At 76.6% G+C, this 20,822-nt stretch carries 22 protein-coding genes; 11 read left to right on the forward strand and 11 right to left on the reverse strand.

What is annotated here, in order from left to right:
- The first annotated feature begins 34 nt into the window (after positions 1-34).
- Complete coding sequence (locus ACI8AG_RS12080) at positions 35-730, forward strand: CDP-alcohol phosphatidyltransferase family protein (protein WP_456597231.1); 696 nt, start codon at positions 35-37, stop codon at positions 728-730.
- 135 nt (positions 731-865) lie between these two features.
- Entirely contained in the window at positions 866-1,843 is a 978-nt protein-coding gene (locus tag ACI8AG_RS12085) for a carbohydrate kinase family protein (RefSeq protein WP_456589496.1), read from the forward strand.
- A gap of 6 nt (positions 1,844-1,849) precedes the next feature.
- Here the strand turns inward: ACI8AG_RS12085 and ACI8AG_RS12090 are convergent, their stop codons facing one another.
- The 6 genes from ACI8AG_RS12090 to ACI8AG_RS12115 are packed head-to-tail and all read right to left on the reverse strand — an operon-like array spanning position 1,850 to position 7,253.
- Positions 1,850-2,509 (reverse strand): flavin reductase family protein, encoded by a 660-nt coding sequence (locus ACI8AG_RS12090; RefSeq protein ID WP_456589495.1) that lies wholly within the window; start codon positions 2,507-2,509, stop codon positions 1,850-1,852.
- On the reverse strand, positions 2,506-3,642 hold the full coding sequence (locus ACI8AG_RS12095) for a glycosyltransferase (protein WP_456597232.1): 1,137 nt from the start codon (positions 3,640-3,642) through the stop codon (positions 2,506-2,508). Before ACI8AG_RS12095 ends, ACI8AG_RS12090 begins: the two co-directional genes overlap by 4 nt.
- On the reverse strand, positions 3,639-4,451 hold the full coding sequence (locus ACI8AG_RS12100; RefSeq protein ID WP_456597233.1) for a carotenoid biosynthesis protein: 813 nt from the start codon (positions 4,449-4,451) through the stop codon (positions 3,639-3,641). Before ACI8AG_RS12100 ends, ACI8AG_RS12095 begins: the two co-directional genes overlap by 4 nt.
- Complete coding sequence (locus ACI8AG_RS12105; RefSeq protein WP_456597234.1) at positions 4,448-6,118, reverse strand: phytoene desaturase family protein; 1,671 nt, start codon at positions 6,116-6,118, stop codon at positions 4,448-4,450. The genes ACI8AG_RS12100 and ACI8AG_RS12105 overlap by 4 nt, the downstream gene beginning before the upstream one ends.
- Positions 6,115-6,708 carry a GNAT family N-acetyltransferase gene (locus ACI8AG_RS12110; protein WP_456589491.1) on the reverse strand — a complete coding sequence of 198 codons (594 nt, stop codon included), beginning with the start codon at positions 6,706-6,708 and terminating at the stop codon, positions 6,115-6,117. Before ACI8AG_RS12110 ends, ACI8AG_RS12105 begins: the two co-directional genes overlap by 4 nt.
- Positions 6,705-7,253, reverse strand: coding sequence for a YbaK/EbsC family protein (locus ACI8AG_RS12115; protein ID WP_456589490.1), 549 nt, complete (start codon positions 7,251-7,253; stop codon positions 6,705-6,707). Before ACI8AG_RS12115 ends, ACI8AG_RS12110 begins: the two co-directional genes overlap by 4 nt.
- Before the next feature lie 235 nt (positions 7,254-7,488).
- Between ACI8AG_RS12115 and ACI8AG_RS12120 the strand changes: the two genes are divergently transcribed.
- From ACI8AG_RS12120 to ACI8AG_RS12130, 3 genes are read left to right on the forward strand one after another with little or no spacing between them, the layout of a single operon-like run.
- The gene (locus ACI8AG_RS12120) at positions 7,489-7,812 is read left to right on the forward strand and encodes a DUF6504 family protein (RefSeq protein ID WP_456589489.1); all 324 of its coding nucleotides are present in this window, start codon (positions 7,489-7,491) and stop codon (positions 7,810-7,812) included.
- Positions 7,812-8,321 carry an SAV_6107 family HEPN domain-containing protein gene (locus tag ACI8AG_RS12125; protein ID WP_456589488.1) on the forward strand — a complete coding sequence of 170 codons (510 nt, stop codon included), beginning with the start codon at positions 7,812-7,814 and terminating at the stop codon, positions 8,319-8,321. The genes ACI8AG_RS12120 and ACI8AG_RS12125 overlap by 1 nt, the downstream gene beginning before the upstream one ends.
- Positions 8,318-12,097 carry a DNA polymerase III subunit alpha gene (locus ACI8AG_RS12130; protein WP_456597235.1) on the forward strand — a complete coding sequence of 1,260 codons (3,780 nt, stop codon included), beginning with the start codon at positions 8,318-8,320 and terminating at the stop codon, positions 12,095-12,097. The genes ACI8AG_RS12125 and ACI8AG_RS12130 overlap by 4 nt, the downstream gene beginning before the upstream one ends.
- Positions 12,098-12,125: 28 nt before the next feature.
- On the opposite strand, the gene ACI8AG_RS12135 is transcribed toward ACI8AG_RS12130, so the two are convergent.
- Both ACI8AG_RS12135 and ACI8AG_RS12140 read right to left on the reverse strand, forming a co-directional pair.
- Positions 12,126-12,431 (reverse strand): hypothetical protein, encoded by a 306-nt coding sequence (locus tag ACI8AG_RS12135; RefSeq protein WP_456597236.1) that lies wholly within the window; start codon positions 12,429-12,431, stop codon positions 12,126-12,128.
- Between the two features lie 69 nt (positions 12,432-12,500).
- Positions 12,501-12,686, reverse strand: a complete 186-nt coding sequence (locus tag ACI8AG_RS12140; RefSeq protein ID WP_456597237.1) for a hypothetical protein — start codon at positions 12,684-12,686, stop codon at positions 12,501-12,503.
- A 134-nt stretch (positions 12,687-12,820) separates the two neighbouring features.
- Between ACI8AG_RS12140 and ACI8AG_RS12145 the strand changes: the two genes are divergently transcribed.
- The 4 genes from ACI8AG_RS12145 (at position 12,821) to ACI8AG_RS12160 (ending at position 15,973) form a co-directional block, all read left to right on the forward strand.
- On the forward strand, positions 12,821-13,432 hold the full coding sequence (locus ACI8AG_RS12145; RefSeq protein WP_456597238.1) for a GDSL-type esterase/lipase family protein: 612 nt from the start codon (positions 12,821-12,823) through the stop codon (positions 13,430-13,432).
- A gap of 66 nt (positions 13,433-13,498) precedes the next feature.
- Positions 13,499-13,984, forward strand: a complete 486-nt coding sequence (locus ACI8AG_RS12150) for a VOC family protein (protein WP_456589484.1) — start codon at positions 13,499-13,501, stop codon at positions 13,982-13,984.
- A gap of 67 nt (positions 13,985-14,051) precedes the next feature.
- Positions 14,052-14,789, forward strand: coding sequence for a class I SAM-dependent methyltransferase (locus ACI8AG_RS12155; RefSeq protein WP_456597239.1), 738 nt, complete (start codon positions 14,052-14,054; stop codon positions 14,787-14,789).
- Entirely contained in the window at positions 14,786-15,973 is a 1,188-nt protein-coding gene (locus ACI8AG_RS12160) for an alkaline phosphatase family protein (protein WP_456597240.1), read from the forward strand. Before ACI8AG_RS12155 ends, ACI8AG_RS12160 begins: the two co-directional genes overlap by 4 nt.
- 10 nt (positions 15,974-15,983) lie before the next feature.
- On the opposite strand, the gene ACI8AG_RS12165 is transcribed toward ACI8AG_RS12160, so the two are convergent.
- From ACI8AG_RS12165 to ACI8AG_RS12175, 3 genes are all read right to left on the reverse strand, one after another.
- On the reverse strand, positions 15,984-16,952 hold the full coding sequence (locus ACI8AG_RS12165; RefSeq protein WP_456597241.1) for a sucrase ferredoxin: 969 nt from the start codon (positions 16,950-16,952) through the stop codon (positions 15,984-15,986).
- Positions 16,953-16,965: 13 nt separating this feature from the next.
- The gene (locus ACI8AG_RS12170; RefSeq protein WP_456597242.1) at positions 16,966-18,216 is read right to left on the reverse strand and encodes a cupin domain-containing protein; all 1,251 of its coding nucleotides are present in this window, start codon (positions 18,214-18,216) and stop codon (positions 16,966-16,968) included.
- Positions 18,217-18,284: 68 nt separating this feature from the next.
- A complete protein-coding gene (locus ACI8AG_RS12175; RefSeq protein ID WP_456597243.1) occupies positions 18,285-18,614 on the reverse strand; it encodes a BatC protein in 330 nt (109 codons plus the stop codon).
- 181 nt (positions 18,615-18,795) lie between these two features.
- Between ACI8AG_RS12175 and ACI8AG_RS12180 the strand changes: the two genes are divergently transcribed.
- Both ACI8AG_RS12180 and dinB read left to right on the forward strand, forming a co-directional pair.
- Positions 18,796-19,452 carry a permease gene (locus ACI8AG_RS12180; protein WP_456597244.1) on the forward strand — a complete coding sequence of 219 codons (657 nt, stop codon included), beginning with the start codon at positions 18,796-18,798 and terminating at the stop codon, positions 19,450-19,452.
- Positions 19,453-19,557: 105 nt separating this feature from the next.
- Complete coding sequence (dinB, locus tag ACI8AG_RS12185; RefSeq protein WP_456597245.1) at positions 19,558-20,772, forward strand: DNA polymerase IV; 1,215 nt, start codon at positions 19,558-19,560, stop codon at positions 20,770-20,772.
- Positions 20,773-20,822: the final 50 nt, after the last annotated feature.

The raw sequence follows: 20,822 nt of genomic DNA on the forward strand, positions 1-20,822 counted from the left end.
CACCGGAGGGCGCCCGGTCGCGGGAGGGGGCGCCGTGCTGAGCCGTGACGAGTACCTCGAGGCCTGGTCGCGCTGGCACGGCGGCGCCGACACGCAGGCGCCGATCGTGCGGGGCTGGCTGACCCTCGCGCACGCGCTCGCCCGCCCGCTCGCGGCGCTGCCCCCGTCGCTCGCCACGGCCGCCGGCGTGGTCGTCGCGGTCGCGGCCGTGCCCCCGGCGGCCGCGGGCGGCGCCTGGCTCCTCCTGGCCGGCGTGCTGGTGGGGCTCTCCGGCCTGCTGGACAGCCTCGACGGGGCGTTGGCGATCGGTACCGGGCGCGCCTCCCAGCGCGGCTTCGTCCTGGACTCCGTGGTCGACCGGCTCACCGAGGCCGCCTACGCGGCAGCGCTGTGGGTCGCCGGGGCGCCCGGCTGGCTGGCGGTCGCGTTCGGGGCGCTGTGCTGGCTGCCCGACTACCTGCGCGCCCGCGCCGGGCAGGCCGGTGTGGACCGGACCGGCCCGATCTCGCTGTGGGAGCGGCCCACCCGGGTGGCCATGGCGGGACTGACGCTCGGCGGTGCCGGGGTGGTCAGCGGGCTGGAGGTCGCGGGGGTCGACGGCGCCACCCTGGCCGTCACCGCCGGCGCCGCCACGGGCCTCCTCCTCGGCGTCGTGGGCACGGTGCAGCTCGGCCGGTGGCTGGGGGCCGAGCTGGCCGGTCCCGGTGAGGACGTCGCGCCGCCGCACTGACGGCCCTCGAGGCGGCGGTGTCCGTGCGCGGCACCTAGGGTGTGCGGTGCCCGACCCCCGCCGTTCCTCTCCCGTTCCCGCCCGGTACCGCGGCGCAGCGGGCCGGAGGCAGCCCGACCCGGAGGAGCGCCTCTCGTGCCCGTCGTCGTCACCGGATCCATCGCCACCGACCACCTGATGACCTTCCCCGGTCGGTTCACCGAGCAGTTCGTCGAGGGGCAGATGGAGAACGTCTCCCTCTCCTTCCTCGTCGACGACCTGGTGCAGCACCGCGGCGGCGCCGGGGCCAACATGGCCTACGGGCTCGGCCTGCTGGGGCTCGCACCCGTGCTGGTGGGGGCGGTCGGCAGCGACTTCGCCGACTACGACGCCTGGCTGTCGCGCCACGGGGTGGACACCGGCAGCGTGCACTGGTCGGAGCTCAAGCACACCGCCCGCTTCGTGTGCACCACCGACGAGGCCAACAACCAGATCGCGTCGTTCTACTCGGGCGCGATGGCCGAGGCCGCGCAGATCGAGCTCGCACCGGTCGTCGACCGGGTGGGCGGTCCCGACCTCGTCGTGGTCGGGCCGAACGACCCCACCGCGATGGTGCGCCACACGCAGGAGTGCCGGCAGCGCGGCTACGCCTTCGCCGCGGACCCCAGCCAGCAGCTGGCCTGGGCCGACGGCGAGATGATCCGCGAGCTGGTGCACGGCGCGGAGGTGCTGTTCACCAACGAGTACGAGTCGGCGCTGCTCCTGCAGAAGACCGGCTGGACGGCCGACGAGGTGCTCGCCCGCGTGGGCATCTGGGTGACCACCCGCGCCGCCGACGGCGTCCTGGTGCGGCGGGCCGGCGAGGAGCCGCTGTCGGTGATCGCGGTGCCCGAGACCAAGCCGGTGGAGCCCACCGGGGGTGGCGACGCGCTGCGCGCCGGGTTCATCGCCGGACGGACGTGGGGGCTGGGCCTGGAGCGCGCCACCCAGCTGGGCTCCGCCGTCGCCACCGCCGCGGTCGAGGTCATCGGCACGCAGGAGTACGACCTGCCACGGGAGAGCTTCCTGGCCCGCTTCGCCGAGGCGTTCGGGGCCGAGGCCGCCGACGAGGTCGCCGCCCACCTGCCGGGCTGACCGCGGTCACTCCCCGCGGACGGCCTCCCCGATCGCGGGGTCCTCGGCCCACCGGCGGTAGGGGATGCGCGCGATCTCGCGGATCTCGCCCACCGTCGTCCACTCGTTGCCGCCGAGCCGGGCCAGCGGCTTGAGGTGCTCGATCCGCGGCCGCCCGTCCCGCACGGCGTCGGCCCACACGCTGATGTGCCGGACCCGGCCGAGGACGACGGTGCTGTCGCCCAGCCGCAGGGTCGAGTGCAGGACGCACTCGATGGACACGGGGGACTCCGCCACCCGCATCGCGGCGACCGTGTCCGCGGGCTCCAGCCGCACGCCGGCCTGCTCGGCCTCGCTGGTGTCCGGCGGGAAGTCGGTGGCGGTGGCGTTGACCTGCTCGAAGAGCGCCTCGGGCGTCAGGTTCACGGTGAACTCGCCGGTGGCCTCCACGTTGCGCAGCGAGTCCTTGCGGCCCACCGAGGTGAACTGGACGACCGGCGGGTCGACGCAGGCGACGGTGTAGAAGGAGTGCGGGGCGAGGTTGTGCACGCCGGCGGCGGAGCGGCTGCACACCCATGCGATCGGGCGGGGCACGACGACGGAGTTCAGCACACGGTAGAAGGCGCCGGCGTCCATCGCGGCCGGGTCGAACGAGGTGCGTGGGCGCTGCTGCTCGGCGGAGGTCACCGGCTCATCGTCGCCGACGCCGCCGGCCGGGTCGCGCCGACGGGTCGGCCGCGCCAGCGCAGGGTGCCCCGCCGCCGCCCCCGGACCGACCGGATCATCAGGACGTCCAGGGCCAGCACCGACACCGGGTGCGCGAGGGCGTCCGGCCAGGCGCGCGCTCCGCTGGCCCGTGCGCCGGCGAGGCGGCCGGCCACCCCGGCCAGGTAGCCCACCAGCCCGGCGGGCGAGCCACGGAGGACAGCCAGGGGCGGGACGACGTAGACGGCGGTCAGCGTGGCCGCGGCCGCCAGCCCGGCCACCGGCGTCCCGCCCACGGAGGCCCACAGCGACTTCGCGTAGCCGTCGCGGACCGCTGCCCACCCGTCGTACATCCGGCAGGCGGCGAGGCACGAACCGTCGATCGGCACGCCCCGCCCGCCGGCGCGCTTGACCGCCCGCAGCAGGGCGATGTCCTCGAGCACCTCCCCGCGCACGGCCGCGTGGCCCCCGGCGCGCTCGTACGCCGACCGCCGCACCACGAGGAACTGGCCGTTGGCGGCGGCCAGCGACGGGCGGGGCGAGCGCTCGGCCAGCCGCAGGGGCAGGGTCGTCAGCCAGAGCCACGGGGCCAGTGGCTGCACCAGGCGCTCCGCCGGGCCCACCGCCAACGGCCGCGGCCACGGCGAGACCAGGTCCAGGCGGTGGGCGTCGAGCACCGCCACGGCCGCGGCGACGGCGTCGGGGAAGAGGCGGACGTCGGCGTCGACGAACACCAGCACCTCGGCGTCCCCGGCCTCGGCCGCCCCCACCGCGCAGGCGTGCGGCTTGCCCAGCCACCCGGCCGGCAGGGGCGGGGCGGTCACCAGCCGCACCCGCGGGTCGCCCACGGCCCGGACGACGTCGGCGGTGCCGTCGGTGGAGCCGTCGTCGACCACGACGACCCGGAGCCGCTCCGCGCCGCGTTGGTCGAGCAGCGCCGCCAGGCAGCCGGCGACCTGCTCGGCCTCGTCGCGCACCGGCAGCACGACGGTGACCGGCCGGTCCACCGCCGGGGGATCCGCCGGCGGGCGGCGCAGCAGCGCGGTGTTGACGGCAGCGTGCACGGCGCCGGCGACCGAGACACCGGCCAGCGTGCGCAGCAGGCGCCCGCTCACGGCTGCCCCGCGCGCCGGCGCTGCAGCGCCAGGACGGCCAGGACGCAGGCGCCCAGCGCCGCCCCCCAGGCCGCCGAGCCGGGCAGGCCCAGCCAGCCGGCGTGCGCGAGGGCGCCGCCGAGGGTCATCCACGCCAGCGCGAACAACGGGGCGCCCGGGCCGACGCGTGGTTCGCTCGCGGTGAGGGCGACCAGCAAGTCGAGCAGCGTCATCAGCACCAGCCCGGCCAGCAGCCACCCGGCGAGGTTGGTCAGCGGCACGGTCTCGATGCCCGGCAGGCCGGGGGAGGGGTGCTCCCACGTCCAGTAGCCGGCCTGCACCAGCTGCGGGTCGAGGACGACGTCCCACGCCGCGAAGACCGCCGCCGCCCAGGCGACCCGCGCCGGCCGGCGGCGGCTCGCGCGTACCGGGCGGGCCAGCACCTCGCCGAGCAACCAGCTGGGCCAGGCCATCATCAGCCAGGCCAGCGGCACCAGGAACGGGACGCCGAGCAGGGTGGGGCCGAGGACGTCGCTGTAGCGGTAGCTGCCGTAGGGGAACCCGGTGGCCACCCCGACCGACTCGAACGCGATGGCGACCGACGCAACCAGCACGAGCACGCCCAGCCCGGTGCGGGCACCCCGGCTCAGCCCCGCGTGCGCGACCGACAGCGCCGAGCCGAGCAGCACGATGCCCCAGGAGACGACGTCCCGGTCGGGGCCCGAGGTGAGCGGGTAGGCGATCGCCGTGGCGACCAGCGCCGCGACCAGCAGGACGGGGACCACGCGCGCCGCGGTCGGTGCCGGCGGTGCCGCGGTGGTGGTCGTCACGCCCGTCCCGCTCCGTCCCGGATCCGGCGGACCGCGCGGCCGGCCGCCGCCCGCGCGCGGGGCAGCGCCCGGCGGTCGGCGAGGACCGTGCGGGCCGCCGTCCGCCCGGAGTTGCCCGAGACCCCGCCGCCGGGGTGGGTGGAGGCGCCGGAGAGGTACAGGCCGGGGAGCCCGGGCACGCGGTAGCCCGACAGGCCAGGGGCCGGGCGCAGGGCGAACATGCTGGCCAGGCCCATCTCCACGTGCATGACGTTGCCACGGGGGAGGGACAGCTCCCGCTCGAGGGCCAGCGGGGTCTGCACGTACGTCTCCCGGACCGAGGCGGCGAACCCGGGGGCGTGGCGGTCGACGGCCTCGATCAGCCGCCGGGCCTCGGTGTCGGCCAGGGCGTCCCAGTCGCCGCCGTCGGCCAGTGCGTACGGGTACCACTGGCCCCAGATCGTGACCACGTGCCGCCCGGGCGGGGCCAGGCTGTCGTCGCTCGCGGAGAACGACATGGCCAGCGGCACCGGCTCGCGGGGCAGCTGCCCGGCACCCCAGTCGCCGTGCGCGGCGGCCAGCTGCGCCCGGTCGGTGCAGAGCAGCTGGAGGCCCTGCAGCGCCTCCGGCCCGGCACCGGGGTAGGACGGCGGGGCGTCGGTCAGGGCACGGACCACCAGGCCGAAGCCGTTGCCGACCGGTGGGGCGGCGTCGGCCAGGACCGGCGGGGCCGCGTCGCCGGCCAGCTCCCGGGTGACGCCGATGTGGCAGGCGGCCACCACCGCCGGTGCCCGGACCACCCGGCCGGCGCGGGTCTCGACGCCGGCGACCCGGCCGTCCTCCACGAGCAGCCGCGCGGCGCCGTCGCCGAGCACGACCCGGCCGCCGTCGGACTCCAGCCGCCGGCGCAGCGCCTGGGTCAGCCCGCCGGAGCCGCCCACGGGGTGCCCGGGTGGGACGTCGTGCAGCAGCGCCACCCAGCCGACCATCGCCGCGGTGCCGGGCTCGGACATCGGTGGGCCCGACTGGGCGCCGAACCACGCCAGCGCCGCCTTGAGCCGCTCGCTGCCGAACCACTTGTCCAGCAGGGCGTCGCCGGAGCCGAGGAAGTCGACCGCCAGCTCACCGCCCGGGGTGCGCGGCCGTCCCTCGGTGGGCGCACCCAGCGGCCAGAACGACCGCACCAGGCCACCGGCCGACGGTGCGCGGCCGAAGGAGGCGACCACGGCCCGGCTGCGGGGACCCCAGACCTCGACGAACCGGCGGTAGGCCGCGGCGTCGGCCGGTCCGCAGGCGGCCGCGATCGAGGCGCAGGTGGCGTCGAGGTCCACGGCGAAGACCAGCGGCCGGCCGGCCGGCCCGGGATCGCCGGGCGAGGGGGCCGGCGCGAAGCCCCACGGGTCGCAGTCGACGTAGCGCAGCCCGTGGGCGGCGAGGTCGAGCTCCTCGACGATGCCGCTGTGCCGGACGATGACGTGCGCGCTGGACCCGCGGTCCACGCGGACCCCGGGCCAGCGCTCCACGGTGGAGACCGCCCCGCCGAGGACGTCGTCGGACTCGACGACCTCCACGGACAGGCCCTCCCGGGCGAGGTAGCAGGCGGCCACGAGGCCGTTGTGGCCGGAGCCGACGACGACGACGTCCACGGGTGCGACGTCCACGGGTGCGGCGGGTTCGGGGGCGGTCACGACCGGGAGTTCGTCGCGGAGGGGTCGCGCGGATGCAGCGGCAGCCGTGCGCCCAGGATCGCGAAGGGGCGGGAGTCGCCGGGGAAGTGGTAGCCGCGGGCCAGGTCGACGAACCCGTCGGCGCGGTACAGCCGGAACGCCTTGGTGTCGGCGTCCGGTGTGGAGAGCAGGGCGACCGGGTGCGGCAGGCCCTCGACCAGCGCGTGCAGCAGCCGCCGGCCCAGCCCCTGGCTCTGCGCGTCGGGGTGGACGTGCAGCTCGCAGACCTCGAAGGCGCCGGGCAGCCACTTCTTCGCCGTGCGGCGGTCCAGCGCCGCGCGCACCTGGTCGTGCCACCACTGCCCGGGGGCGATGAGGTAGCCGTACCCGAAGCCGACCAGCCGCTCGCCCTCCGGGGTCTGCGCGAAGGCCCCGACGGCGCGGAAGCCGGGCCGTTCGGTGTGCTGGATCGCGTAGCCGTACCGGCCGGCGACGATGCCGGAGTCGTAGCCCATGGCCAGCCCGTAGATGGCCAGCACCTCGTGCATGTGCTCCCGCATCCAGGGGACGGGGAGCTCGAGGATCCGGGTGGCCGGGCGGGTGCCCGTCACGGCGCGACCCCGGTGGCGTCCGACAGGTCGCCGCCGCCGACCGTCGTGGCGGTCCCGTCGAGCGGACCGCCGCCCACCTCGGCCGCGGTGCCGGCGGTGATGCGGAGCAGCTCGTCGTAGCTGGTCGGGAAGACCGCCGTCGGGTGCCCCGCCGCGGCCCACAGCCGGTCGTACCGGGCGAGCTCCACGTCGACGAGGGTGCCGAGGGGGGCCGGATGCCCCACCGGGGCCACCCCGCCGATGGGCTGGCCGGTGTGCTCGCGGACGACGTCCGCGGGGGCGGGCGCCAGGGAGCCGACGCCGAGCAGCGCCGCGACCTGGACGACGTCGACGCGGTGCGCGCCGCTGGTGAGGACGAGCAGCGGCGCGCCGTCGGCGAGGAAGAGCAGGCTGTTGACGATCGCACCGACCGGCACGCCCAGCGCGGCGGCGGCTGCGGCCGCGGTGCGGACCTCGGCGGGGAGGACTCTCACCTCACCCTCGGCGCCGGCCGCGGCGAGGGCCCGGGCGACGGCGGCCACCCGGGGGTGCGGGGGTGGGCTCATGCACTGATCCTGCCACCGCCCGGAAAGAGGCGCGCCCGGTGTGTCCCGTCCGGCGGGGGGTGCGGGCGCGGTCGACGGACACGCCGTGGCCCGGCTTGACGAGGGGTGGGCGCTCGGGTCTACTGGACGTCGTTCGAACCTGTGTTCGAACGACGTCCGGCCCGTCCTTCCCGGCTCTCTTCCCCGCCGGTGGGGTGGCGGGCGTGCGCGCGGGGTGAGGCGTGGGGAGGCTGTCATGAGCCGGGTGCTCGGTGAGGTCGTCGGTCGGGCCGGCGAAGAGGTGCAGGTCGAGCGCGGCCCGCTGGGGCCGGTGCAGTTCTGGCGCGGGCAGTCCCGGTACGTCGTGGGCGAGCTGCTCGACTCCTGGCTGGAGACCGCGCCGTGGTGGCTGCGGGACGCGGAGGCGGGCGGTGCGTCCGACGACCTGGTGGCGCCCCGTGAGGTCTGGCGGGTGGAGGCGGTGCGGGCCGGGCGGTCCCGGATGAGCTTCGCCGGCGTCTACGACCTGACGTGGGACGCCGCCGGCAACCGCTGGTGGCTCGTCCGGGTGCACGACTGATGGGCGCCGCACGAGCCGTGCCGGCCGGCCAGCTGCCGCTGCCGCCCGCGTTGCCCGCCGCGGCCGCCGGGCTGCTCCGCCAGGCGCACCGCGGCCTGGCCGAGGCGGCCGCGGCCACCGATCCGCGGGAGCGGTACGCCACCGCGCACCTGGCGGCGCTCCGGGCCGCCGCCGCGGTGCTGGCCGCCCGCACCCGTCCCGAGGGCGGCCGCCGGCGGCCGCGCAGCGCCTGGGTCCTGCTGGGGCAGGTCGCCCCCGAACTGGGGGAGTGGGCCACCTTCTTCGCCGCCGGTGCGGCCAAACGCGCCGCGGCGGAGGCGGGGTTGTCCCGGGCGGTCACCGAGCGGGAGGCCGACGACCTGGTCCGTGACGTGCGGGGCTTCCTCGCCGTGGTCGAGGCCGGGCTCGGGGTCGACGCACCGCCCGAGCCGCCCCGCTACCCGAGGCCGCACGTGGTCGGCGGGGCGCCGTCCCGGTCGGGGTCCCGGTCCACCGGGTCCCGGACGTGAGTGACCCCTTCGTCCACCTGCACGTCGCCTCCGGCTACTCCATGCGGTACGGGGCCAACCACCCCGCCGATCTGGTGGCCCGGGCCGCCGAGCACGGCATGCCGGCGCTGGCCCTGACCGACCGGGACGGGCTCTACGGCGCGGTGAAGTTCGCGCTGGCCTGCCGGTCGGCCGGGGTGCGGCCGATCTTCGGGGTCGACCTGGCGGTGGCGCCGGCGCTGGGTACCAGCGTGCCGCCGGCGCTCGCGCACGTGCTGGGGGAGGAGCCCTCCGCGGCCCGGTCCCCGCGGTCGCGGGCCGCGGCGCCCCCGCGCCGGACCCCGGCCCGGGGCGGGGTGAACGTCGACCCGCGGCTGCCCCGGGTCACCTTCCTCGCGCGGAACGGGGCCGGCTGGCGGTCGCTGTGCCGGCTGACCAGCGCCACCCACCTGCGCGGCACCCGCGGCGAGCCGGTGAGCTCGCTGGCGATCGCCGCCGAGCACGCCTCCGGGCTGGTCCCCCTGCTCGGTCCCGACTCCCCGGTGGGCCGGGCGCTGCTGGCGGGTCGGGCCGACCTGGCCGGCCAGCAGCTGGACGCCTGGCGGGCGGTCTTCGGGCCGGGGCTGGCGCTGGAGGTGGTGCACCACCGGGGCCGGGGTGACCGGCAGCGCGCCCAGGCGCTGCTCCGGTTCGCCGCCGAGCAGCAGGTGCCGGTGGTCCTGAGCAACGCGGTCCGGTACGTCGACGCCCTCGACGCCCCGACCGCCGACGTGCTGGACGCCGCCCGGCGGCTGGTCCCGCTCGGCGCCCGGCACGTCGACCGCACCACGGCCGAGGGCTACCTGAAGTCGGGCAAGGAGATGGCCGAGGTCGCCGAGGACCTGACCGGCCCCGACCGGGACGCCGCCCTGCGGCTGCTCGAGCGCACCGCCCGGCTGGCCGAGCAGTGCGCCGTGGACCCCGCGGGCGACCTGGGCATCGGCAGCGTGCGGTACCCCGAGCTGGACGTCGTCACCACGCCGGCGGAGCGGGGGATGGGCCCGGCGCAGGTGCTGCGCGCCCGGTGCGAGGCGGGGCTCGGGCGGCGGGGCGTGGTGCCCACGACCCGGGTGCGGCAGCGGCTGGAGGAGGAGCTCGGGGTCATCGACTCCCTCGGCTACCCGTCCTACTTCCTCACCGTCGCGGACGTGGTCGACCTCATCAAGAGCTTGAGGGTTCGCGCGGCGGCTCGCGGCTCGGGCGCCGGCAGCCTGGTCACCTACCTGCTGGGCATCTCCGACGTCGACCCGCTGCGCTACGGGCTGCTGATGGAGCGGTTCCTCTCGCCGCTGCGCCACCAGCTGCCCGACATCGACATCGACGTGGAGTCCGCGCGCCGGATGGAGGTCTACGACGCGGTGATCGACCGCTTCGGCGCCGACCGGGTCAGCTGCATCTCGATGATGGACACCTACCGGGTGCGCCACGCGATCCGCGACGTCGGGGCCGCGCTGGGCCTGCCGCAGGCGGAGGTCGACGCCGTCGCCAAGGCGTTCCCGCACATCCGGGCCAATCAGGTGCACGCCGCGCTGCGCGACCTCCCCGAGCTGCGGGCCAGCCGGTACGGCTCGCGCCGCGCCGGCGGCACCGGCGACCTCGACCTGCTGTTCGACCTCGTGTCCCGGCTCGACGGGCTGCCCCGGCACATCGCCCTGCACCCGTGCGGGGTGCTGCTCTCCGACGCCACGCTGCTGGACCGCACCCCGGTGGAGAGCAGCTACCTCGGCTACCCGATGAGCCAGTTCGACAAGGACGACGTCGAGGAGCTGGGGCTGCTCAAGCTGGACCTGCTCGGCATCCGGATGCAGTCGGCGATCGCGCACGCCCTCGACGAGATCGAGCGGGTCGACGAGGAGGCGGTCGACATCGACGCCGTCCCGCGGGACGACCCGACGACCTTCGAGCTGATCCGCAGCACCCGCACGCTCGGCATGTTCCAGATCGAGTCGCCGGGGCAGCGCGAGCTGGTCGGCAAGTTCGGGCCGCGGACGTTCGAGGACATCATCATCGACATCTCGCTGTTCCGGCCCGGGCCGGTGAAGAGCGACATGGTCACCCCCTTCCTCATGGCCCGGAACGGCTGGCGCGAGGTGGAGTACCCCCATCCGGACCTGGAGTTCGCGCTCGCCGAGACCGCCGGGGTGGTCGTCTTCCACGAGCAGGTGCTGCAGGTGGTGGCCCGGATGGCCGGCTGCACGCTGGCCGAGGCCGACGAGGTGCGCCGCGCCCTGGGGGAGAAGGACGCCCACCCGGAGGTGCGGGCGTGGTTCGTGCCGCGGGCGCTGGCTGCCGGCTACCCGGTGGAGGTGGCCGAGCGGGTGTGGGAGGTGCTGGCGTCCTTCGGGTCGTTCGGTTTCTGCAAGGCCCACGCCGCGGCGTTCGCGCTCCCCACCTACCAGTCGGCCTGGCTGAAGACCCACCACCCGGCGGCCTTCCTGGCCGGGGTCCTCACCCACGACCCCGGCATGTACCCGAAGCGGCTGATCCTCGACGACGCCCGCAACTTCGGCATCCGGGTGCTCGGCCTGGACGTCAACGCCTCGGCCGGCAGCTACCGCGTCGAACGGCTGGCCGCCGACGACGACGTGGACGACGACGCGACGAGCCCTGACCGTGAGGTGGAGGCTGAGAGTTCGGGCTGGCAGCGTCCGGAGTGGATGCCCGCGGCGATGCCCGACCCGACGCGGTACGGCATCCGGCTGTCGCTGGCCGACGTGAAGGGCATCTCCGACGACGAGGTGGCGCGGGTCGTCGCCGGCCAGCCCTATCGGTCACTGACGGATTTCTGGGCGCGGGCGTCGGTGTCCCGCCCGGTGGTCGAGCGGCTGGTGCTGGCCGGTGGTTTCGACTCGCTCTACGGCTTCGGCATGCGGGACCGGGAGGCCGGCCGGCCGACCCGCCGGCGCCGGCAGGTGACCCGGCGCGACCTGCTGCTGCAGATCAGCGAGCTCGACCGGTGGAGCCGCAGCGGCGCGCGGGCGACGTCCGACGGGCAGCTGAGCCTGGACCTCATGGGGCTGGAGCTGTCCGAAGAGTCCGCCGGGGAGCCGGCCGGCCCGGAGTGGGCAGAGAGCAGCGGATTGCCCGAGTTCACCGACGCCGAGCTGGTGCGGGCAGAGCTGGAGGTGCTCGGGCTGGACGCCAGCCGGCACGTGATCGACTTCTACCGGCCGTTCCTGTCGGCGCTCGGCGCGGTGCCGGCCGGTGAGCTCCTCGGCTGCCGCAGCGGCGCGGAGGTGCTGGTGGCCGGCGTCAAGGTGGCCACCCAGACCCCGCCGATCCGGTCCGGGCGCCGGGTGGTGTTCGTGACCCTCGACGACGGCACCGGCTGCACCGACTCGACCTTCTTCGAGGACGCGCAGGGCCCCTACGCCGCGACGGTCTTCCACTCGTGGCTGCTGGTCATCCGCGGGGTGCTGCGCCGGACGGGGCCGCGCGGGGTGTCGCTGCGGGCCACCGGGGCGTGGGAGCTCCCGGCGCTGCACGAGGCTTGGGAGGCCGGCGGGCTCGAGTCGGTCGCCGAGCTGATGGCGGCTCCGGGGGAGTACACCGAGCAGGCGATCGCGGGGGCCGCGGCCTCGCACGGCTCCCGGCCGGTGGTCGTGCGGCCGGTCCTGGTCCACCCGACCGGGTTTCGGATGTCGCCCTACGCCGACATCAAGCCCGCCGGCGACGAGACCAAGGGCGCTGCCCGGCGGGCCGCGGCCGCGCCGCCCCGCAAGCTCTGGCACTCCAGCCCGGGCAGCTCCGGTCACTGAGGTGGGCTCCCGACCGCACGCTCGCCCGTCAGTGCTCGGCGCGCTCGGGCAGCGCGCGCAGAGCGAGCGCCTGCGCGGCGGCGGTGACGAGCGCGGCGCCGACGATCGCCACGTAGAACACCCACCCCCGTCGGCCGTGCGCGACGACGAACGCACCGGCGCAGAGCAGGACCGCGATGGCGATGTCGGAGCCGTACCGCTGACCACGGGGGAGCGACTCGGACACGTGCCACCTGCGCGGCGGCGGTCCCGAGGAGGCCGCGGCGAGCCGTACCTGGAGCACGGCCACGGCCGCCCCGGCGAGGATCAGCCCGGCACCGATCAGGACCGTCACGGGCACCAGGCTAGCCGCGCTCCCGCCCGAACCGGAACCGTGCGTTCCGGTGGTCTGCGGCCAGTGCGCTCAGCCCTCGCCGTCGGTGGCGTCCTCGACCTCCTGCTCGACGTCGTCGACGCCCTGCTCGATGTTCTGCTCCACGTCGTCGTCGACCACGTCGTCCCCGCAGGCGACCGTCGTGAGAGACGCGGCGGTGATGGCGAACGCGGCCGCGGTCCGGCGGACCAGGCGGGGGCGGGGGGCCCTGACCATGGGAACTCCTCGCGAGGGTTCGACGGTGCTGACGACGGGTCCGTGCCCCCGGGGGCCGGCCCGGTAAACGACGGGCGATCCGGTCGGCGGGTGCCCCGCCGCCGGCCGGGAGGTGGATCGGCACGATGGGCCCGGTGAGCCGTGATCTGCGCGTCTGCTTCATCGGTGACTCCTTCGTCGCCGGGGTCGGCGATCCCGAACACCGGGGCTGGGTCGGCCGGCTGTGCGCCCGCAGCCACGGCGCCGGCCTGCCGCTGACCGCGTACAACCTCGGCGTCCGCCGCGAGACGAGCGCCGACGTCCTCGCCCGGTGGTCCGCGGAGTGCCGGCCGCGGCTGTCGGCCGGGGACGACCGCCGGGTCGTCGTGGCCTTCGGCGTGAACGACACCACCGTCGAGGCCGGGGGCCCGCGCGTGCCCGAGGACGCGTCCGTCGCCGTGCTCGCGGAGCTGCTGGCCGCGGCCGCGGACGCCGGGTGGCCGGTGCTGGTCGTGGGGCCGCCCCCGGTCGCCGACGCCGGCCAGAACCACCGCATCGCCGCGCTCGACGTCCGCTTCGGCGAACTCTGCGCCGCCCGCGGAGTGCCCTACGCCGGCGTGCTGGCGTCCCTGACCGGCAGCGCCACCTGGCGCCGGGAGGTCGCCGAGGGCGACGGCGCGCATCCCGGCGCCGCCGGCTACCAGCGCTACGCCGACCTCCTCTGGCCCGCATGGGCGGCCTGGACCGGCCTGCGCGACGACCGATGAGTCAGGGCGCCGGCGGCAGTCCCACCACCGACGTCGGCATCCGGCCGGCGCGAAGGAGGACCGGCCATGCCCAAACAGATCCCGTGCCTGTGGTTCGACGGCACCGCCGAGGAGGCCGCGGCGCTCTACACCTCGGTCTTCCCGAACTCCGGCATCGGGAAGGTCACCCGCTATGGGCCCGGCCTGCCCCCACCGATGAAGGAGGGCGACGTCGTGACCGTGGACTTCACCCTCGACGGCCAGGAGTACACCGCGCTCAACGGGGGCCCGGAGTTCTCGTTCACCGAGGCGGTCTCCTTCCAGATCATGTGCGCCGACCAGCAGGAGGCCGACCACTACTGGCACCGGCTCACCGAGGGCGGCGAGGAGAGCATGTGCGGCTGGCTCAAGGACCGCTTCGGTGTCTCCTGGCAGGTGATCCCGGCGGAGCTCATGACGCTGCTCGGTGACCCCGACCCCGGCCGCGCCCAGCGCGCCACCCAGGCGATGCTGCAGATGCGCCGCATCGACCTGGCCGAGATCCGGCGGGCCGCCGACGGCGCGGACGCGTAGCCCGGGCCCGCGGCGCCCACCGGCGGGGAAGCGGTGGGCGCCGCGCTCCGCCACTAGGCTCCGGTGGGTGCCGACCGTTCCCGCTCCGCCGACCGCGGAGCAGCTGCCCGCCCGCACCGCCGCCGTGTGGGCCGCGCTCGACCCGCTGGTCGACGCCGGTGACGCGCTGCGCGTGCTCGACGTCGGCGGGGGGAGCGGGATGTTCGCCGTCCCGCTGGCCCGCCTGGGGCACACCGTCACCGTCGTCGATCCCAGCGCCGACGCCCTGGCCACCCTGCGCCGGCGTGCCGAGACGGCGGGTGTCGGCGGGCGGGTGCGCGGTGTCCAGGGGGACGGCGACCTGCTGCACGAGGTCCTCGCCGACGACAAGGGCGGGTACGACCTCGCGCTGTGCCACTCGGTGCTCGAGGTGGTCGACGACCCCGGGGTCACGCTGGCCGAGATCGCCGGCGCGCTGCGGCCCGGCGGCCGGGTGAGCCTCGCCGTCGCCAACCGGGCCGGCGCGGTCCTCGCCCGAGCCGTCGGCGGCCACCCCGCGGAGGCGCTGGCCCAGCTCCGGGACCAGGACGCCCACCCCGGCCGGCCGCTCCGCCGCCGGTTCAGCCCCGACGAGCTCCTGGCGCTCGTCGGCGGTGCCGGTCTGACCCCCGGCGCCTGGCGCGGGGTCTCCGTCGTCGCCGACCTGCTCGACTCCGCCTCCGGGGCCGATCCGGCCGCCGTCCGGGACCTCGAGCTCGCGCTCGCCGAGACCTCGCCCTACCGCGAGGTGGCCGCAGGCCTCCACCTGCTGGCGACCCGCGCGTGACCGGGGAGGGCGACGGCGTGCTGCCGCCCGACCTGCACCGGCCGGCCTACGGCGTCGCCACCCTCGCCGACGTGCTGCCCGGCGTCGCGGCGGCGCTGGGGACGCCGGTGGCCCGGGGGGACCTGCCCGCCGACCCGCTGGGCCTGGCCGACGCGCTGCACGGGGCCCGCCGCGTGGCGGTCCTGCTCGTGGACGGCCTGGGCGCCGACCTCGTCCGGGCGCACGCCGACCTGGCGCCCACGCTGGCCGGCATGAGCAGCCCGGCCGGAACCCTGCAGGCGCCCTGTCCCAGCACCACCCCGGTCAGCCTCACCACCATCGGCACCGGACTGCCCCCGGGCAGCCACGGGATCCTGGGCTTCGTCACCGAGGTGCCGGGGGAGGGGCGCACCCTCAACCACACCCAGTGGACCGACGACCCCGACCCCGCCGACTGGCAGGCGCAGCCCACCGTCTTCGAGCGCGCCGCCGCCGACGGGGTGGCGGTCACCGCCGTCGGGCCCTGGGCCTATGCGGGATCGGGCCTCACCGTGGCCGCCTACCGCGGCGCCGAGTACACCGGGGCGGTGGGGCCCGGGGACCTCACCGCGCTCATGCGCTCGGGCCTGGAGGCGGGCCGGCGGTCCCTGGTCTACGGCTACATGGCCGAGCTCGACCTCACCGGCCACGTCCGCGGGGTCGACTCGCCCAGCTGGCGCGCGCAGCTCGCCCTGGTCGACCGCGTCGTCGCGCAGCTGGTCGACGGCCTGCCCGACGACGCCGCGCTGCTGGTCACCGCCGACCACGGGATGCTCGACGTCCCCGCCGCGACGCGGCTGGACCTCGACGACGAGCCCGACCTCGCCGACGGGGTGCGGGTGCTCGCCGGTGAACCCCGCGCCCGGTACGTGCACACCGAGCCCGGGGCGGAGGCCGACGTGCTGGCCCGCTGGCGCGGAGTCCTCGGCAACCGGGCGTGGGTGGTGGGGCGCGACGAGGCCGTCGCCAGCGGGGTCTTCGGGCCGGTGGACGACGCGCTGGCGGCCCGCATCGGGGACGTCGTGGCGCTGGCCCGCGGCAGCTGGGCGCTGGTCAGCCCCCGACTGGAGCCGGGGCCGAGCCGGCTGGCCGCCTACCACGGGTCGCTGACCGCGACGGAGCTCGCGATCCCGCTGCTCGCCGCCCGGGGACGCGCGCTCCGCTGAGCCGGGCTGGTCAGCCCGGCGGCGCCGACAGCGACAGGTGGTGCCAGGTGCGCACCCGGCCGGCCGTGGTGGCGGAGCAGGTGAGGTGCACCGTCTCCGGTGACGGCCGGCTCTCCACGGTGACGGTCACCGGGCCCGCCGGGCCGGTCAGGATGACCTCCCACCGCTCCGCGCCCGGGTCCGCCGCTTCCCGCCGGGTCGAGCGGACCGGCGGCAGCTCGTCGACGCCGAGGACGCCGAGCTCCTCGCGCGCGTAGTGCTGGGCGGCCTGCACCGGTGCGGGCAGCCCTGCCCGTCCGCGCAACCACGGCAGAGCCACCTGCCCCCGGTCGTGCGCGGCGACGACCAGCCCGCCGTCCCCGGGGACCTGCCCGTAGTAGAAGCCGTGCGGCAGCACCAGCACGTTCGCCGCGAACCGGTCGCCCCCGAGGTGGCTGCACTCCCACACGTCGGTCGGGCCGGGCGCGGGCAGGGCACGGGCCAGCGGACGGCCGCGCAGCGCGCAGCAGGCGTCGTGGCCGCCGTGCGTGCACACCAGGTAGGCCGGCCCGGACGCCGGCTCGCCGACCGACCCGTCCCACGGCGCGCTGAGCAGGTCGGCGTCGGTCGAGCGCACCGACCACCACAGCCCCTCCCGGCCCAGCCGGCTGTCGGCGTAGGCCCAGCGCCGGCCGGAGTCGGCCAGCCGGTCGCCGGGCCGGCGGACCAGCAGGACCCGGACCCCCTCCCGCTCGGCCCGCTCGGCGAGCAACCGGGCCACGCGTGCGTCGAACCTCGACTGGAGCAGCGCCTGCCGTCCCCACGGCCCCGGCTGCTCGACCAGCAGCCAGCGGGACACCGGTGAGGCCGTCGCCACCCCCGAGTCGCCGCGCTCGAGCGCCTGCACCGAGCAGCGGCCGGCGTCGAGCCGGCCCGGCGGGCGGGCGGGGACCTCCGTGCGGCAGAAGTCGTCCTTCCCCGCCGGGTCCGGTGCGGTCACGCCCTCCACCGGGTCACCGGGGTTCCCCGGACGCCGCCCCCCGCCCGCCGTGCCCGGTGGCGGGCAGGGTCGCGTCGGGCACGGTGGCGATCGACTCGGTCACCAGCCGGCGGGCCAGCGTCAGGCGGTCCGCCGGGTCGAGGCCGGGCAGGTCGCCCATCTTCAGCTCGCCGGCGGCCAGCAGCTCGGTCAGCGCGGCCCGGGCGTCCTCCGGGAAGGAGTGGGTGCGCCGGCCCGCCACGAGGGTCACCCGGCCGTCGTCGGCGTCGCGCAGGGTGCACCGCAGGTGGCGGCGCAGTCGCAGCACCGTCCCCGGGTCCAGCGCGGCCGCGGCGACGGACTGCGCCAGCGGTGCGACCGGTTCCGGCCGCACCTGCGCCCAGGTCCGGGCCCGCAGGCGGTCGGCGACGTCGGCCGGGTCCACCCGGCCCAGCCACTCCCGCAGCCCCTCGACGACGGCGGCGACGTCGTCGGCCAGGGCGTCGGGATCGGACAGGTCGACGCCGAGGGGCAACGAGCTCCGCAGCGCGCGGTCCTCGGCCGCCAGCGTGCGCACCAGGTCCAGCACCGACTCGGCCGCCGCCCAGCGGGTCACCGAGTGGATGCCGACGGTCAGGTGCGCGCTGATCTCGCCGAGGGCCTTCGCCGAGTGCAGGAACCCACGCGGCAGGTAGAGGGCGTCGCCGGGCCGCAGCACCGCGTCGATCACCGGTGCCTGCTCGGCGGCCGCCGCCACCTCGGCAGCGCGGTCGTTCCACGGCTGGGTGCGCAGCGGATCGGGCAGCACCGGCTCGTGGATGGTCCAGTGCTTCTCACCGGCCACCTGGAGCACGAAGACGTCGTGCACGTCGTAGTGCGGGCTGAAGCCCTGCGACGACGGCGGGGTGACGTAGGCGTTGACCTGGGTCGGGTGGCCGAGGTCGGCGGCCAGCTGGTCGGCGAACTCGATCAGCGGCGGCCAGAGCCGGTGCAGCCCCTGGAGGACGACGGTGCTCCCGTCGGCGAACAGCCGCAGCACCGCGTCCGAGGAGACCTGGTCGGCGATCTCCGCGCCGGCCCCGCCCGACGTGGTGAACCGCTTCGCGTCGACGACCGCGCCGTCCTTGGCGATCCGCAGGAACGGTGTGCGCAGGCCGCGCCGGGAGAGCAGCTCGTCGACCGCCGGCAGGTCGAGCAGGTCGGTGAAGGAGTTGCCGGTGTCCTCGGCGCGGGTCAGGAGCGGGTGCCGCGCCCAGTGCTCCCGGGCGAACTGCTCGGGGGCCATGTTCGTGCACCGCCGCAGGGCCGGGCGGAGCTGTGGCTCCGTCCGGCCCCGCGGGGTCGGGTGCTCGTTCAGGCCGAACCGTCCGCGCCACCGTCGGCACCGCCGTCGGCGCCACCGTCCGCGCCGCCGTCGGCACCGCTGTCCGCGCCGCCGTCGGCACCGCTGTCCGCGCCGCCGTCGGCACCGCTGTCCGCGCCGCCGTCCGCGCCGCCGTCCGCGCCGCTGTCGGCACCGCCGTCCGCGCCACCGTCATGGGCGCCCGGGGTGCCCGAGGCGCCGCCGTCGGCCGGGCCCTCCGTGCTGGTCATGTCGTCGTCGTCGAGCGCCATGGCATCTCCGTCCAGGTCGATCAGGAGCGGCCGGCCGGCCGTCCCTGCGTCGCTGCTTACCTCCCTCACCGGGGTCTGACACCTGCCGTCCGGCCAGCGGTTTCCGCTGTGCGGGGAGGGTCACGATCGCGTGACGGCTCGGCGTCCGGTGCAGTCGTCTCCTTCCTGGCGGGCATCTCGTGTGGGTCCACCCCTGAGGGGCACCCCTGAGGGGCCAGAGGCACGAGACGACGCACGAGGAGGAGATGTCATGACAGAGGGTCGTACGCAGACAGGCGCGAGCGCCGACGTGTCCCAGGAGACGTCGGGTGGCCGGCTGGACCCGGCCAGGGACGAAGGGGCGAGCCGCGTAGGCCTCCGGGACACGCACCACCAGACGCCGCCCACGCGCCGGGACCGCGTCCGCTGGGGCCCGGTCTGGGCCGGCCTGATCGTCGCGGTGCCCACCTTCCTGCTGCTGCAGCTGGCCACGCTGGCCCTGGGCTGGTGGGACATGGGAGGTGGTGACGGGAACAACGCCGACCTGATCAGCGGCATCAACGGGCTGCTCGCCCTCTTCCTGGGTGGTCTCACCGCCGGGGCGACCGCGCTGTGGCGCGGGGTCAGCGAGGGGCTGCTCCACGGCATCCTGGTGTGGGCGCTGACCGTGGTCACCATCGTGCTGCTGACGCTGTTCGGTGGCGGTGCCCTGCTGGGTTCCCTGGCCGGCGTGGTCACCGACGTCGCCGGCATCCAGCAGGCCAACCTGCCCGACATCCAGGCCGGCCAGGCCGCCGAGACGGCGCGCTCGGCCGCCAGCTGGGCGGTCCTCGGGCTGGGTCTGTCGATCATCGCCTCCGCGCTCGGCGGGGTGATCGGCGCCAAGATGTGGCCGGGCAAGCAGGACACCGAGGTCGTCGCCCGCTGACCTCGGCGGGCCGGGGCGCGCCGGTCGGCCGCCCCGGCGCCGGACCGTTATCGTTCCCGTGGATCGAACGCATGTTCGATCCACGGGGACGTGCGGGAGGTGGCGGTGGCGGGCGGCGTCGGACGGGCGGACGGGTGCACCGTCCTGCACATCGACATGGACGCCTTCTTCGCCAGCGTCGAGGTGCGCCGGCGCCCGGAGCTGGCCGGCACGCCGGTGATCGTCGGCGGGGCCGGGAACCGCGGCGTGGTCACCTCGGCCACCTACGAGGCCCGCAGGTACGGGGTGCACGCGGCCATGCCCACCGCCCGCGCGCTGCGGCTGTGCCCGACGGCGACGGTGCTGCCGGGGGACATGGCGCTCTACGCCGAGGTGTCCCGGGCGGTCATGGCGCTGTTCCGGTCGATCACCCCGCTGGTCGAGCCGCTGAGCCTGGACGAGGCGTTCCTGGACGTCTCGGGCGCCGGCCGGCGGCTGGGTGACCCCGTGGCCATCGGCGAGTACCTCCGCGCCCGGGTGTTCGACGAGCAGGGCATCACCTGCTCGGTCGGGGTCGCCGGCACCAAGTTCGTGGCGAAGCTCGCCTCCACCCGGGCCAAGCCCGACGGGCTGCTCGTCGTCCGCCCCCCGGAGGTCATGGGTTTCCTGCACCCGCTGCCGGTGGGTGCGCTCTGGGGAGTGGGTCCGAAGACGGAGGAGACGCTCCTGCGGCTCGGGCTGCGGACCGTGGGCGACCTGGCCCACGTGCCGGCGAAGACCCTCCAGCGGGCGCTGGGTGCCGCCGCGGGCGCCCACCTGCACGAACTCGCGTGGGGGCGCGACCCCCGGCGGGTCGTCCCCGACGAGCCCGAGCGCTCCACCGGCGCGGAGGAGACCTTCGCCGCTGACGTCGACGACCCCAGGGTGGTCCACCGCGAGCTGCTGCGGCTGGCGGAGCGGACGGCCGGGCGGCTGCGCTCGACCGGCTGCCTGGCCCGCACGGTCAGCATCAAGGTCCGCTTCGCCGACTTCACCACGATCACCCGCAGTCGCACGCTGGCCGCGCCCACCGACGTGGGGCAGGAGCTCTACGACACGGCCCGCGCCCTCTACGACGCCCTGGGCCTGGACCGGACCCGCATCCGGCTGGTCGGCGTCCGGGCCGAACGGCTCGTCGAGGCGGGTTCCGCCCCCCGGCAGCTGGAGCTCGGCGCCCGCGAGCACGGCCGCCGGGAGGCGGAACTGGCCGCCGATCGCGCCGCCCGGCGCTTCGGAGCGGGAGCGGTCCGGCCGGCGACGCTGCTGGGCTCTTCGGGGCCGGTCGGGCGGGCGGCTCGCTGACCAGGCACGACGCGCCGCGGGCTGCACCCGGAGGAGTGATCGGCCGGCGC

Source organism: Blastococcus sp. SYSU DS0552 (assembly GCF_054050815.1).

Coding starts and splice junctions, on each gene's coding strand:
- ACI8AG_RS12115 (WP_456589490.1), bottom strand. CDS start 7,253: ATGAGCCCACCCCCGCACCCCCGGGTGGCCGCCGTCGCCCGGGCCCTC.
- ACI8AG_RS12120 (WP_456589489.1), top strand. CDS start 7,489: ATGAGCCGGGTGCTCGGTGAGGTCGTCGGTCGGGCCGGCGAAGAGGTG.
- ACI8AG_RS12125 (WP_456589488.1), top strand. CDS start 7,812: ATGGGCGCCGCACGAGCCGTGCCGGCCGGCCAGCTGCCGCTGCCGCCC.
- ACI8AG_RS12140 (WP_456597237.1), bottom strand. CDS start 12,686: ATGGTCAGGGCCCCCCGCCCCCGCCTGGTCCGCCGGACCGCGGCCGCG.
- ACI8AG_RS12150 (WP_456589484.1), top strand. CDS start 13,499: ATGCCCAAACAGATCCCGTGCCTGTGGTTCGACGGCACCGCCGAGGAG.
- ACI8AG_RS12170 (WP_456597242.1), bottom strand. CDS start 18,216: ATGGCCCCCGAGCAGTTCGCCCGGGAGCACTGGGCGCGGCACCCGCTC.
- ACI8AG_RS12180 (WP_456597244.1), top strand. CDS start 18,796: ATGACAGAGGGTCGTACGCAGACAGGCGCGAGCGCCGACGTGTCCCAG.